Here is a 14,633-nt window from a genome sequence, read left to right on the forward strand (position 1 = left end):
ATGAACACTATTTTACATAAAACTGCTTCTCATTCATTGGAAAATTGTTATTATTCTATTATGAAACGAATAATACTGCTTTTAACCTTTTCTCTGGCGTTTTCGCAGTCTATTATGGAAAGCGGCATTCTCAAGGATAACAGCGGACATCCGGTGACCGTCAATGTTTCCATGCAGTATAAAATTTACCGCAGCCCGGAATTAACAAAACCCTTATGGACTTCCGCTCTTCTGACTGTTAAACCTGATGAAGGAGTTTATTCCATCGTTCTTGGTGACAGCACAAACCCGCTGGATGAAAATATTTTTTCAGGGCCCGGAGATTATTATCTGGAACAAAGTATTAACGGTGAAACATTAAAACCCTTAAAACAAATATTTTATAATCCGCAGTCCATATTTGCGCTCAAGTCTAACACCGCTGATGTGTCGCTGAAGGCTCAGAACTCTGAGTTCAGTGCTCTGGCCAATACAGCAAATATCGCATTGTCAGCTTTAAGTGCTCAGATATCCAATACAGCCGACTTTGCTCTGCTGGCGCAATCTGTTTCCTGGATAAATATCACAGACAGGCCGGACATAGTTACAAAAGGAATGCTGGCTCAGGTACAAAGTACGGCTAATTACGCACTAAGAGCTCAGAGCTCGGAGCTTAGCGCTCTGGCTGGAACTGCTAATATAGCAATAACCGCAAATACTGCTCTATGGGCTCAGAGCTCAGGGTTCAGCGCTTTGTCCGGAACTTCTGACTATGCTTTACTCAGTAAAGAAACCGAACTGGCCAGAAAAGTGTACTGGAACAATGTCTATGATAAGCCTAACAGCCTGGTCTATAAAGACGATACAGAATATATTGCCCCAAAAGCTGCAGTCTCTTCCTCCTCTTACAAAGCTGATTTTGCTTTAACAGCCAATAAACTCGTCAGCATGAAAATTTCTCAATTTTCCAATGATAGCGCTTATCTGGCCCAGGAAAGCGACCCGCTGGTAAAATCCTACGCCAAAACAAAGGATGAAAACCAACTCAGCGTGAGTACAGCTAATTACGCGCTTAGGACTCAGAGTTCGGAGCTTAGTACTCTGGCTAATATGGCTCAAAACGCAAATTATGCAATAACCGCGAGCGCTCTGACCAGCATGAAAATTTCTCAATTTTCCAATGACAGCGGATTTATAACCAGCCAGGCGCTTAATAATTTGCAAACCCGGTCCTCAACAATGAATATAAGTCCAGGCACCGCCGCAAACATTTTTCTAAATATGAATGACCAAGTCATTCTGGCAAATACAGCAAACGGCCCTGTAAGTATCTTTCTCCCGGCTGCCGCAAATTTTACCGGCAAATTTTATACAATTAAAAAAATTGATTCAGGCAAAAACAAAGTAACAATCAGAACAAATGGTCTGGATAAAATTGACACAGACGACCTGTATTTCCTGTCCATTCAAAATGAATATGTAAATTTGATTAGCGATGGAGACGGGTGGCATATAATCGGAAACAATTGAAATTATTTAAATAACAGGAGGTGGTTTTTTAAAAATTAGTTTATAATTTTGTTTCGAAATATTGGAAAGGGGTTCACATGAAAAATATCTTTAAATACAAATTAATAATTATCACCCTGATAGCCTGCTCCCAGCTTTTTGCCCTCACCAGCAAAAGACCTGACGGGTCTTTACAAATGTATGTAGATACACCATTGGAAGGTCTGGTTATTTCCATTAACGGTTATATCGGGTTGGGCACTCTGTCACCACAGTCCAGACTGGATGTAATAGGTGACATAAAAGCATCCGGCAAAATTACTGCTGCTTCTCTTGTAGGTGACGGAGCTCTGCTGACCAATGTTTTCGCTGCCACAGCCAATAAACTTGCCAGCATGGCTATTTCTCAGTTTACTAATGACAGCGGCTATCTTACAACAGAATCCGATCCATCGGTCCAATCCTATGCTAAAACCAAAGCTGAGAATCAACTTTCAGTTGGCACAGCGAACGTCGCGCTCACTGCTCAGAGCTCAGGAATCAGTGTTTTGGCCAATTCAGCACTGACAGCAAATTATTCTGCAAACTCCGCATTACTGGGTAATAAAACTGAAGCGGCCCTTAATGTTAATAGTGCCTTAACTGCGACTACAGCCAATAAACTTGCCAGCATGGCTATTTCCCAATTTACCAATGACAGCAGCTATCTTATAGCCGAATCTGACCCATCTGTCCAATCCTATGCCAAAACCAAGGCTGAAAACCAGCTAAATGTTGCCACAGCCCTGACAGCTGTTACAGCTAATTATGCCGGCAATACAGCACTTCTTGGCGGCAAAACTGAGGCAGCTCTAAATGTCGCAACTGCAGTAACTGCTACTACCGCCAATTACGCAATCGCTGCAGGTTCAGCCATTAACGCGCAGAATGCTAATAATGCCTCATTATTAGGCGGCAAAACTGAAACTGCTCTGAACGTTAACAGTGCTCTGACATCAGCAACCGCAAATTATGCTTCTAACTCGGGTTTATTGAGTAATAAAACTGAATCAGCTTTAAACGTTAATAGCTCACTAACATCAACTACAGCCAACAAAGCTCTGGCCATGGATTCCTCAGGACTTACTGGTGCCGTAAATGTAAGTTCCACTGCACCTGCAGGCTCATTGGTGCTTACTTCTGCGGGAGCAACCGGTATAAAAACAGCAAACCCCAATAGCACTCTTGATGTTAACGGATCACTGTCTGTAGCTTTAAGCATCAAAACTTCCAGCTATACTCTCACCGGATCAGACAGCATAGTGCTGGCTAATGCCGGCAACGGGCAAATAACCATGACCCTGCCGACCGCAGCAGGTATAGACGGCAGATACTACACGATTAAGAAGATAGATACCGGCAAAAACAAAGTTGTCATTGCTACCAGCGCAGGACAATTGATAGACAAGGACAGCACCTATGTTTTAACCATGCAATATGAATATGTAACTCTGGTTAGTGATGGAAGCAACTGGGTGATCATAGGAAATAATTAAGATGAAAAACTCATCCCCAACCCTTCTCTTACAAAGAGAAGGGAGTATTTCTCTTACAAAACGATCCCCCTCTCTCTTTAAGAGAGGGGCCAGGGGTGAGTTCATCCTCATCCTTCTTATCATTACCACACTCTCCTTCCCGATAATGCGTAAATTACCGGATGGGAATGTAAAAATTTACTCCGATTCCGAAATTGGCGGGATCACCATCTCGCAGAATGATTTTGTCGGTATCGGCACAAATAATCCGCAGCACAAACTGGATATAATCGGCACTGTCAATGCTACAAATTTTGAAGGAAACGGATCAGGACTAACAAATATTACAACTGAAACTGCTAATCATCTGTCTAACAACAATATATCACAATTCGTCAACGATTCAGGGTATATAGACAATATTACTCTTATTCCCGGCCCAGCTCAAAATATCAACAACAATGATACGATCAGCGTAGGCAATTATAATTATAAAATCGTTAATGGAAACAATAACAATGTTAATTCTAACACTTATACTCCTATCCAGGATGGTCTCTATGACGGTCAGCTATTGATCATAGTGGGCGGGAATAATAATACTGTTAATATTAAAGATAGCGGCAATACGATGCTGAAAGGTATGGCTTCTATCAAGCTGGGGCAGACGTTAACGGTAATATGGGTACAACCTCTGGGTAAATGGGTGGAAACTAGTCGTTCTATCAACTGATATTTTAACCAAACTTTACGGCAGTAAACCCTTGCGCTTTATAGGCAAAGCGTTATACTACTATGCGAAACTAAAATTGACGCAAAAAGCGTATTTTAAACAAGTCTAAGGAGAATATAATGGAATGTCATGAGATCGCCGACCGCAGCGCTGTTAGCATAAAACCCAAACAACCTTTTGCTGATTGGCTTAACAAAATTTTTCCTGATGAAAAACAATTTACACTGAAAGAACTGTTATACAGTGTGAATAGTTCTGTTTACCTGATCCCGCCAGCTGATACTCCCGAAGAAGTTGAAGAATACCTGGCTGCGATATTTGATAGTATTTTCAGTAATGAACTCATTACCTGGGTCACAGTAGATTCATTATGGCCGCAAAACAGGACCTTTGAGCTCTTTAAATCCTGGTTCAGCTGGGATATTGCCCCTATTATTTTTGATTTGGCAGAGGAACATGTACATGATGAGGACTGTGATTGCGGCTCAGAACACTAATTTTTTAACAATCATTTTGACCTGCTGTCTATATTTATATATAATATAAAGTGGTGATGGAGTCCGCCTTCAACCGCCTTCATTAAATTATGAATGCTGATGACTCCTACTTATAGCTATGGTAGGAGTTGATAAAAAATGCAACCGGACATAATACCCTTAATTGTTATACTGCTTATTTTTGTTTCCAGTATTCTAGCCGCATATTTAAAATTATCTGTTGCCATCATTGAAATAATATTGGGCGCGGCTGCAGGAATTCTCGGGTTACGTCCGGAAGAATGGATGATTTTCCTGGCTACCTATGGCGGGATTCTCTTAACCTTTCTAGCCGGGACTGAAATCGATACCACCCTGCTGAAAAAAAATTTTAAAGTGTGTTTTATTATTGGATTCTTTTCCTTTATTATTCCCTTTATCGGCTGTTTTTCTTTTGCATATTTTTTCCTGCATTGGAATACCGCGTCCTCACTGATCACAGGGATTGCACTTTCGGAAACATCCCTGGCCGTTGTTTATTCTGTTCTAATTGAAATGGGGCTTTCCAACACCTATATAGGAAATATTTTAATGGCCACTACCTTTGTAACCAATATGTTTGTGGCCCTGAGCCTGAGCATAATATTTATCAAGCCGACATTATTTACTTTAATATTTTTTATAATAGCGGTTTTGGTAATTTTTCTGGCATACAAATATTCTGACAAACTGTTTAAAAATAAAATTATAAAAAACAAGGTAATCGAACCTGAAATAAAATATATTTTTTTGCTATTAATGATTTTTATATATTTTGCCAAACTTGGAGATTCACACGCAATTTTGCCGGCCTTTCTGCTGGGGCTGTTCATGTCCGGTCATTTTTCACGTACCAAAGATGAAAGAGTAGTAATGGTCAGACTGCGTACCGTAGCATATGCCTTTATTACTCCTCTTTTCTTTATAGTAGGAGGTTTGAGGATTTCATTGCCCATGATAATTTCCTCTTTTTCTCTTTTTGCTATTTTCTTTTTAATTAAAATAATAACAAAATTTGCCGGCGTGTATTATTTCGCGAAAAAATATATCCCTTCAGGCAATATGTATGTTACTCTGCTGATGAGCACTGGACTGACTTTTGGAACTATAGCCAGCATATTCGGTCTGCAATCCGGATTAATAGATCAGGCTCAATATTCAATACTTATAGGTGTAATGGTAACCAGCGCAATTATCCCTACTTTTATCGCGCAGCGCTGGTTCGCCCCAAAAGAGGAAGAAGATATGCTGGATATTCCTCAACCGGAAAATTAAGCGTAATGATAAACGCCTTTATATCCTTGTTTGGAAAAAACAATTTGCCATAGATGGATATTACGGGCCCGGAACGCTCCGGCGCAAGTGAGCAGATAATAACGCCACATACGATAAAAAGTATCGGAATAATGTTCCTTAAGTTTTGGCCAGTTCTTTTCAAAGTTCTTATCCCAGGCCATTAATGTCTGATCATAATATGCCCCAAAATTCTGCCAGTCTTCCATTACCAGGACTTTTTCGCTGGCTTTCGCTATCCATTGTATAGATGGCAACATGCCATTACGAAAAATATATTTTTCCAACCAGGGTTCGCCTCTGGTTTTGGAATCGTTACCGCCAATTGTATGCAATAGAAAAAGGCCATCATCCTTAAGCAGTCGGCGTACGATCTTCATATAGGTAGAGTAATTTTTGTATCCTACATGCTCGAACATACCTACGGAAACTATAGCATCAAATTGCCCTTCCAATTTCCGGTAGTCCTGAAGTTTGATCTCGACAGGCAAACCATTACAATTTTCACGGGCAAGCTGAGCCTGTTCTTTGGATATGGTTATCCCGACTACATTCACGTTATAATTTTCGGCCATATATTTAGCCAGTCCTCCCCAGCCGCATCCGATGTCCAGAACTTTCATCCCCGGTTGCAATTTAAGCTTGCGGCATATCAGCTCCAACTTGGCTTCCTGTGCCTTTTCCAGTGTCCTTGCATCCTTCCAGTAAGCACAACTATATATCATGCGCTTGTCCAGCATATTCTCAAACAGGTCATTACCCAGATCATAATGCAATTGTCCAACCTGAAAGGCACGTTTGCTGCTTTGATAATTCCATAAACGCCCCCAAAGCATATAAAGGGCTATATGGATGTTTTTGATCTGATTATTTATTCGATCCTTTAGAAAAAGATAAGTTAACTTATCCAGTTTCTGGCAGTCCCAAATTCCCTGGATATAAGATTCGCCCAGCCCTAAAGTGCCTCTGGACAAAGCAGTAACAAAATTTCGTTTATCATGGATTTGTATATCCCAGGGACGTTTACCGTCTATCTTTATATCCCGTGGGGCTAAAATTGTCTGTAATTCTTGTGTTCCGGTAGCCATTGCTCACCCCATTACATCTGCTAAATTTATCACTCTACGTAAAGATAGTCCAGCGTATCGGAATCCTCTGTGCAGGAAAATCTTTTTTTAAATACCGGAAAAAAAATTACATTATCAAATTTTGTTGCCGGATCCATAAAATGATAAATATTCCATTCCTTATCTTTGATAGAATTTTCAAGAATCTGTTCTGTCTTGACACCCTCTGTTAAAATCGCAACTTTTGTTCTCATAATATTCCCTCCTTTTTGTTACACTTTCATTTTTTTTATAAAAGTATAACTTCTGTACTTAATCTTGGTATAGGACGTGTTGCTATATATAATTGACTATTTTCTACCATGCCCAAGTATTACTTTGAGTTTTTAAAGATTAAATCAGGGAAAAAACTTTTCTGTTTTTTAGTTTGTCAAAATAGATTACATAGCCCAGGGCGATATCAAAATGCGCCTGCGCCCAGGTACGATGATAGTGGTATTTAGGTATTGGATTTTCTTTGGTATATGGACCTTTAGGAGGAATATCTTTTGCTGAAAATCCCGGACGAAAATCAAGAAAATTACTGGAAGGTGTAACATAACTGCCGTTAGCTAGCTTCTTTACAAGACCCTTGGGCAGTACTGAGTTTGTCCATGCCTGGGAGTAATCCGGACGATATTCCAGCGGAGCAATACCGACACCATCATAATATTTTTTCCACATACGAGTTAACATTTTTTTTGCAAGCATTGTCGTATGCGTTTTTTGATGTATCCATTTCTGGTTCCCTTCGTCCCAAAACATAAATGTCATGGCTAAAAGGGATACGCAAGCAACATCTGAATTATAACCAACAACCTTTGCGCTAAGGTTTAGTGTTTCAGGGGAGCCAGACCATTCCAGGGTTGACGGAACTAAAACATCTCTGTTAAAAAATGACATTTTAAGATTATTCTTAGCCCAGGGTATCCAGCGCGACAGGATAGCGTAAGCTGTTCTATCACCACTTTCATAATAATACTCGGCTACTCTTTCCATTAAAAAGAACTGCCAGCCGGCCCATACATTACTCGGGGGATCATTGTACATCGGAGCCTGGTTGTAGCGCATACCATAAAAAAACCCTCTGGGTTTATCATAATCATTAATAACACCTCCGCCAACTACACCTTCCTTGCTTTGTACCCAGGAAATTAATTCCAGTTGTCTTTCCAGAGATTTTCTCCAGGTATTTACTCCCAGACGATCCAGGTAATAAGCTGCCAGAGGATTTTGGTATCCGGAATGAGCTTCGTTGTAGCCAATCCTCCAGCTCCACTTCCTGTTATATCCATATCCAATGCCGCCACCCCAACCTGCTACCCAGGAAACCAGATAGTGAGCGCTATTTGCACCTTTCCCGCGCTTCCATCCTTCACCAATCTCATGGAAATATTTATCAAACAATGCGTAACGAATAAAATCTCCCATTTTTTTGGTTCGTTCGATGTAAGGTTTTATATCTATTTTTTGATTTTTTGCGAAAATGCTGGCCCAGTACATTGACTGCACTACCCTCATTTCGGCATCAGGAGCGCTTATGTATCTCCACTGGGGCTGACTGTCTGTAACGTATGTATCATTATACCCATATAAACCTCTGCCATGAATATCATAGCTGGGATGAGGAATAGATTTCCAGATAGACTCATTTCTGCCTCGTTCGAACAACTTTATTTTGACAGCTTTTGTAGTTCCCTTTTTAGCAAAACCGAACCAGTTGTCCGGGTCTAACATCCAGTGCATCAAATATGGATATCTGCCATATTTTTTAGTTAACTCTGTGTATAAGGGGTCAATACCTGGTTTTTTTGAATAGTCTATACGAGCCGGATACTTATGAATATCGTCAAAAAAGGGTACAAAGGCTGCGGGGTATCCCCAATTATATCTTTCTAAATTGGGCTGTTCTTTTTTGGTTGGAATATACTGGTCCTCAATTATTGCCCAGGTTTTATGGAAATCTTTCCAGTCACCTGTTAAACCGGCATGGATAGTATTCATCCAGAGTATACTGCTTATTCCTTCTGAAGTGGAGACGTGGCCATGGTCAACCGCCTCTACAATAAAAGGCTCCACACTATGATAAGGTAGCAGATTTTTGGCAAAATAGCCGTTTTTCGGATCGTAAATATCTTTGTAAAGTTCATTGTGAGCTTTACGAAAATTTATATTTGGTTCCCAGGCAATAAATAAAGCAATAGCTAATAAAATTAATAAAAAAATTATCAGACCTGCCCTCTTCTTCTTTTTCTTTTCCGTTATATTATGAGCTCGTAGTTTTATTCCATCTTTGAGAACAATTGTGCTTGGCGTTAAGATAATTTTTTTCTTTATCCTGGCAGGTGATATTGTAGTCCTTTTGGTTAAATGTTTTCTGGTTGCCATCTTTATTAATTCTCCATGATAATGATTTGTTAAGAAGTCTATGCTTTTTTGAACATAAAAAACAGGATGTTATTCTTTATACCGTTGACTATTATCTACTATTTAAAAATTTGCAGAGATTTGACAGTAAATCCCGGGTTTTCATTATATCCAGAGCGGGATACCAAAATCTATATCTTCAGGGTTCTGCTGCTGATTAAACCATTCCATGAATAATTCATATTCATCAATATCAGTTTGTTTGTTTTCATTAGTAAGTTTGTCATCAGGCGTAATTGCGAATTCCTGTTTTCTATTATTCTGATTATTATATTTCATAAATTTACTCCTTATCTGAAATACTATAATCAAAATAAGTACATGTACTAAGACTTTATTACTCTATTTTTCTGACTTTCTTCCTTAGATTATTTAATATTCGAAGCGCTTCTTCAGGGTTATTAGACTCGCTAATCGCCTGATAATCACTATATTGCAAACATGCGGGAGGCAAAATTCTAACATTATCAGGCTCATCTGTACGCAGCTCCATCTTTACTTTAATCAGTGGCCATTTATTAATAATCTCACCGCAATAGTCGTATACCTTGAAACCGCTTCTCGCGTAACGCTGTACAACCCAATCATTTTTCGGGCTGGCAGAAGTTTCCAGTATAATACGTTTTATTCCTTGTTGTTTGGCCCTTTGTTTGAGTTTAATAAGCATCTTCTTGAAAAGCCCCATACCCTGATAATCATTATCCACGGCTGTTTTGGAAACATAGATGACCGGCTCCCCATTTTCCGTTTTCTGATAAGCCAGCATCATTCCGGCGATTATCCCTTGTGCCTGAGCAATTTGCGAAAATTCCCATTTGCCGGTTTCTTCTCTTAAATAATAGGACCTTCTTGCTTTCTCCTGACCTTGAGGCTGGGGTATTAACTTATCAAGTTCCATGATTCTGGAACCTGTAAGGGGGGATTCCATCATACTTTTTGTCAAAGGTGCAACAAATAAGAAATCATCAGATCCCGTAAACAGATCTTGCAGGATTGAAGCAATGATCCGGCCCAGTTTGTCCAGGTTTTCCCTGTGTTCCAATCCCACCGCAATACGTAATGTATGCATGTACCAGTCCATTCGTGTATTGACAAAACCCCAACTGGTTCCATCAGCGATATGGATTCCTTGTGCCGAGGCTTCCTCAAATATACGACGTTTAATCTCGTCGAAAACCTGGCCGGCTATGTATCTGTCTGTCGGTTCTTCCATAATTTCAAAATATGAATGTATGCAAGAGTCAGGGTCATAATGAAACGCAAAAGATACTTTATGGACTATATTCATATCCTTGGGATCCTTAATGTTTAGGAATCTTTGTCCTGTGCTTTGATCTTGATAATTGAAACGCTTTGATTTATACGGGTCTTTGACCAAAAATTCCCCCAATTGTTCTGTAAGGACTTTGTTAAGTTCAATAGTATTACGTTGTCTTTTACGGACCATAAAATCCAGATACCTTTTTTGAGAAGATTGATTCTCCTCTAACCGTTGGAAATAAGTGTTGATAAGCATTTGTTGCGACAAGGCATTCTGCCTTGTACCTTCCTCATTCAGCCGCGATCTGATTGACAAAAAAAGTCTGTGTGCTGTGTTCTGGTCCTCAGACTTGTCCGAACAGTGTATGCTTATAGCTCCTCCCTGTAATAAATCTAATCCCAGCTGATGTAATTTGGCATAACTGGGCGTAAAAAATAAAAATACATTATCCGGTATGCCGTTAGGGAAAAGTGTTTGAGCATTTATTCCGGCAAAATCCAGGGTATTATCCACCATCAAGTATACAGGATTTGTTATCCTCATGCTGTGTATATCCAGATATCTGCAAAAACTTAAAAGGTCAAAACTTTCTGTATGAAAAAAAGGAGAAATACTGTTGTCAAGACAAAGCAATTGTCCTGTGGGATGCCGGGAATTGTTTTTGAGAATTGTTTCAACCCAATCTTCAATCTGCTCCTTATTGATACCTGCCGGCACTGTGATCATTCTCTCCTGCATAGTGACTGGAATGTTCGGATAATGCGGGTTATGTTTGAATATATTCTCCAGAAGAAAGTCGATTTCCCAATAATGAGGTGTAGTATATACTTCACCCACAGATTCCAGTTCCATTACTGTAGCACGCGCTGCGGTCATTCCGGAATTTGTGGATATATACAGACTGTGCTCCAAAAGACCGATACGACGGTCCAGTTCGTCCACTGTAGTACCCTGTAACCTGTTAATTAACAACGATGAGTATTGTATAAGTGTACGCAACCGATAGTAACCTGAATGAAAAGTAAAAGACACATCCCGGACCAAAGGACTTTCTTGTGATTTTATATCCTCCAAAGTTTTTTCCAGTTGCTGTATCTCTTCCAAAGTTTTTTGTCGAATATATTCATCTGTTTCATTACCTGGTGGCAGTTCTTTTAAACGCTGGATTAAAGGTTTAATTGTATCTATTAATACTTGATAGGTTCGTTGAAACTCGGTGTAATCCTCATTATTCTTCACGCGCTGTCCGTTTGCAGGTAGATGCAGAAGCGTATCTTCAGTCTTTCTGGTAGTATTCAATATCTCCTTCAATCGACCTGTAATCGAATAATGTTCTACAACATCTCCTAATGTGGGACGATAGCCCATGGACGCTGAATCTTGCAGTAATTGATAACGTGTCTGATCACCATTAGTATCAAGGGTGCTGGAATTATCGTCATGAATAAAGGTAACTTTGCGCATTGTTGTCAAATTGCTACCAAAAGGGTCATAGGGTTCTTCAATTATTATCTGCGACTGGCTGCAGTATTTTAGTATGAGTTGCTTCAGGTTGTTCTTGTCCGAAGTTGGCAGTACTACGTCCGATCGCAGATAAACACTGCTTCTGATTGTATCCATCTTTAATATACTTTTAAACCGATCAATGAAATTACTAAATTCCTCCGTTGAACGCAGGTTAATCAAATTCATATTAGAACTGGCACCTGGCTTGTGTAATCCTGCCACAAGTTTGTCATCATAAGGAAATGGGCCGGAAATTTTCTTTGCGGAGGCCATAACAATATACCTCGCTGCCAATTCCTGGAATCCTTTAACTGATCCCGAACGGATCAGTACTACGTTACGATCATAGTCATCGCCAAACAAACTTGTATTGATTTCCGAGCGCAGGTATTTAACATGCCCGGGAAGATTGAGTACACCACCCTGAAATAAACTGGTGTACTTTGTGTGTGCGGGAGAACAATATTCCTGGTTCATTAAGGCCAGTTCAGACCAGTCTTTTAGAGTTTCCAGTTCGGAATTTTCATGATATTGTAAAAGATCGATGCGTCCCAAAAGATAGCTGATAATCTTATGATTAAATTCGTTCAGCGATGTACCCGCCAATAAAACAGACATCCCATTATTCATCGCGCGCAAGATCGCTGCATTTCTTGTTTGTTCGTTATTTGTTACCTTAACAGATATCAGTTTTGTCTGCACAATATCCCCCCGGATAAACCATATAATTTATAAAAACTCTGATTTTGCCCAATTATTTCCCTCTGCTAATTTATCGTAAAAATTTTTTATAAATCCCACTAATTAAAGTCAAATCCACTGCAATTTATGGCAAAAAAACCGATAAATTATTATGAGGGATAAAATTAAAAAATCCTGCCTAAAAAATAAACTTATTGCGCTTACCCGGGTAACTCACTATGTAAGTGTCGAACCTATAATTGAAAAACACCTGCACAACACCCGGCATGTTTTAAATACCCTGAAACAATATTTCTTTGATCTTACCGGACAAGAGCAAAGTAAAATAATCTACGAATCCGATGTTATTTTTAACCTCAAAGAATACGGTTACTGGAAAAAACTTCCCTGGTCATCTCAGCGTAAAATGTCTGATTTCAGGATTGTTTTTACAAAAATTGAAGAAAACATGCTCAGTCTGAGTTTGAAAAACAGGCATTACCTATATAATAATCTGGGACATCTGCTGGTAAATGCTGCTGATTCTTTTTCCAGAGCGGCTTTTGAAGACAAATATAAAGAACAATACCCGGGTATTAAAATCATAGTTTTGAATAACGGACAACTGGCTGTTTTAGACAATGGTTTCGGTAGAACCTTTGAAAAACATTATATAGGTCATGCTCTGGCCTTACCTTTAAGAAGAATAACAACCATATTCAACCGCTATCAACCCTTCTTTTTTGGCGGTGTCTGCGAAGGTCTGGACATTACCGGGGCCAAACTTTACACGTTTGGATCAGGAGCAGTTGCCACGCTGGGCTTTAAAAATGTGCCTGCTGATCTGAACCCTGCACAAATATCCAGAGAACATATCCAAAGAACCGAGAGATTGATATTCAAGCTGGTAATAGCTACAGCAGCTTTGTCGGGAAGCTGCGCGGGATTGCTGGCATATATATTCGGATAACCTCTTGATTTGACTGTTCGCTTGTTTTAGAACACAATAGCATACGGTGATTTATGACTGAATATATTGATTTGGCAGTCTATGGTTTTGATGACTATTTTTCAAAACAAATATCGGACGATAAAGAGCTATATGCCGTGCGAGTGGCTTCTCAGCATCATGATATATATCAGGTTTTAGGGAAATACGGCGAAATGCGGGCCCAGGTCTCCGGCCGCTTGATACATCTCGCCACGGCAGTGACTGATTATCCGGCAGTAGGTGATTGGGTGCTGGTTGATCGTGAAAACGACAACCATGGAGATGCTATAATTCATCGGGTACTATCGCGTCGCTCGATGTTTACACGTATTGCAGCCGGCACTGTTAATCAATCTCAAATTGTAGCGGCTAATATAGATGAATTGTTTATTTGTATGTCCCTGAATCAGGATTATAATCTGCGGCGTCTGGAACGATATTTATCCATCGCCTGGAACAGCGGGGCAAAGCCGATAGTAATCCTGACCAAATCTGATCTTTGCAATGACTTGCCGGACAAACTTAGGGAAGTGCAAAGTATTGCTTCTTCTGTTGATATTGTTGTCACCTCCTGTATCCATACGAATGGTATTCATGATCTGGCACCATACCTTACACCAAGGCACACCGTCGCTTTCATAGGATCATCAGGCGTCGGTAAATCCACGCTTATCAACCGGCTTTTGGGTAGTGATGTATTGCACACCATGAAAACCCGTAAAGATGACAAAGGACGCCATGCAACTACCCATCGCCAACTTCTGTTACTACCTAACGGGGTTATAGTAATAGATACACCTGGAATGCGCGAAATCCATTTGGACACAGCGGATATTGCCCAGGTCTTTACAGACATCGAAAACTTGGCTGCCGGTTGCAAATACCATGATTGTAATCATGGAACAGAACCCGGGTGTAAGGTGCGCGAGGCGCTGGAAACAGGTGAATTATCAACCCAACGGCTGGACAGCTACCTTAAGCTTCAGAAAGAATTAGGTTATCAGGGACTGAGTTCCAGACAAGTGGAAGAAAAAAAGATTCGCCATATGTTTGGTAGCAAAGGTCAGATGAAACAGGCAATGGATTATGTGAAACGCAAGAAGGACCTGTAGAAAATT

12 protein-coding genes and 1 riboswitch are annotated in these 14,633 nt (G+C 40.0%); of the genes, 7 read left to right on the forward strand and 5 right to left on the reverse strand.

What is annotated here, in order from left to right:
* The 5 genes from PHV30_05210 to PHV30_05230 all read left to right on the forward strand — a co-directional run bounded on the left by PHV30_05210 (position 1) and on the right by PHV30_05230 (position 5,525).
* Entirely contained in the window at positions 1–1,509 is a 1,509-nt protein-coding gene (locus PHV30_05210) for a hypothetical protein (GenBank protein MDD5456415.1), read from the forward strand.
* Between the two features lie 77 nt (positions 1,510–1,586).
* Positions 1,587–3,023, forward strand: coding sequence for a hypothetical protein (locus tag PHV30_05215; GenBank protein MDD5456416.1), 1,437 nt, complete (start codon positions 1,587–1,589; stop codon positions 3,021–3,023).
* 145 nt (positions 3,024–3,168) lie between these two features.
* Entirely contained in the window at positions 3,169–3,735 is a 567-nt protein-coding gene (locus PHV30_05220) for a hypothetical protein (GenBank protein MDD5456417.1), read from the forward strand.
* Between the two features lie 119 nt (positions 3,736–3,854).
* Complete coding sequence (locus PHV30_05225) at positions 3,855–4,232, forward strand: hypothetical protein (protein ID MDD5456418.1); 378 nt, start codon at positions 3,855–3,857, stop codon at positions 4,230–4,232.
* Positions 4,233–4,275: 43 nt separating this feature from the next.
* A riboswitch (Fluoride riboswitch) is annotated at positions 4,276–4,348 on the forward strand.
* Between the two features lie 22 nt (positions 4,349–4,370).
* The gene (locus PHV30_05230; GenBank protein MDD5456419.1) at positions 4,371–5,525 is read left to right on the forward strand and encodes a cation:proton antiporter; all 1,155 of its coding nucleotides are present in this window, start codon (positions 4,371–4,373) and stop codon (positions 5,523–5,525) included.
* Here the strand turns inward: PHV30_05230 and cfa are convergent.
* The 5 genes from cfa to PHV30_05255 form a co-directional block, all read right to left on the reverse strand.
* The gene (cfa, locus tag PHV30_05235) at positions 5,522–6,631 is read right to left on the reverse strand and encodes a cyclopropane fatty acyl phospholipid synthase (protein MDD5456420.1); all 1,110 of its coding nucleotides are present in this window, start codon (positions 6,629–6,631) and stop codon (positions 5,522–5,524) included. The genes PHV30_05230 and cfa overlap by 4 nt on opposite strands.
* A 29-nt stretch (positions 6,632–6,660) precedes the next feature.
* Complete coding sequence (locus PHV30_05240; GenBank protein MDD5456421.1) at positions 6,661–6,864, reverse strand: hypothetical protein; 204 nt, start codon at positions 6,862–6,864, stop codon at positions 6,661–6,663.
* A 139-nt stretch (positions 6,865–7,003) separates the two neighbouring features.
* Positions 7,004–9,037 (reverse strand): glycoside hydrolase family 48 protein, encoded by a 2,034-nt coding sequence (locus PHV30_05245; protein MDD5456422.1) that lies wholly within the window; start codon positions 9,035–9,037, stop codon positions 7,004–7,006.
* A 144-nt stretch (positions 9,038–9,181) separates the two neighbouring features.
* Positions 9,182–9,355 (reverse strand): hypothetical protein, encoded by a 174-nt coding sequence (locus PHV30_05250; GenBank protein MDD5456423.1) that lies wholly within the window; start codon positions 9,353–9,355, stop codon positions 9,182–9,184.
* A gap of 58 nt (positions 9,356–9,413) precedes the next feature.
* Positions 9,414–12,545, reverse strand: coding sequence for a GNAT family N-acetyltransferase (locus tag PHV30_05255; protein ID MDD5456424.1), 3,132 nt, complete (start codon positions 12,543–12,545; stop codon positions 9,414–9,416).
* A gap of 151 nt (positions 12,546–12,696) precedes the next feature.
* Here PHV30_05255 and PHV30_05260 point away from each other — a divergent pair, with 151 nt between their 5' ends.
* Together PHV30_05260 and rsgA are read left to right on the forward strand one after the other, a co-directional pair.
* Positions 12,697–13,494, forward strand: a complete 798-nt coding sequence (locus PHV30_05260) for a hypothetical protein (GenBank protein MDD5456425.1) — start codon at positions 12,697–12,699, stop codon at positions 13,492–13,494.
* Between the two features lie 53 nt (positions 13,495–13,547).
* Positions 13,548–14,627 (forward strand): ribosome small subunit-dependent GTPase A, encoded by a 1,080-nt coding sequence (gene rsgA / locus PHV30_05265; GenBank protein MDD5456426.1) that lies wholly within the window; start codon positions 13,548–13,550, stop codon positions 14,625–14,627.
* Positions 14,628–14,633 lie beyond the last annotated feature (6 nt).

Source organism: Candidatus Margulisiibacteriota bacterium, from assembly GCA_028715625.1.
Taxonomy (GTDB): Bacteria; Margulisbacteria; Riflemargulisbacteria; order GWF2-35-9; family GWF2-35-9; genus JAQURL01.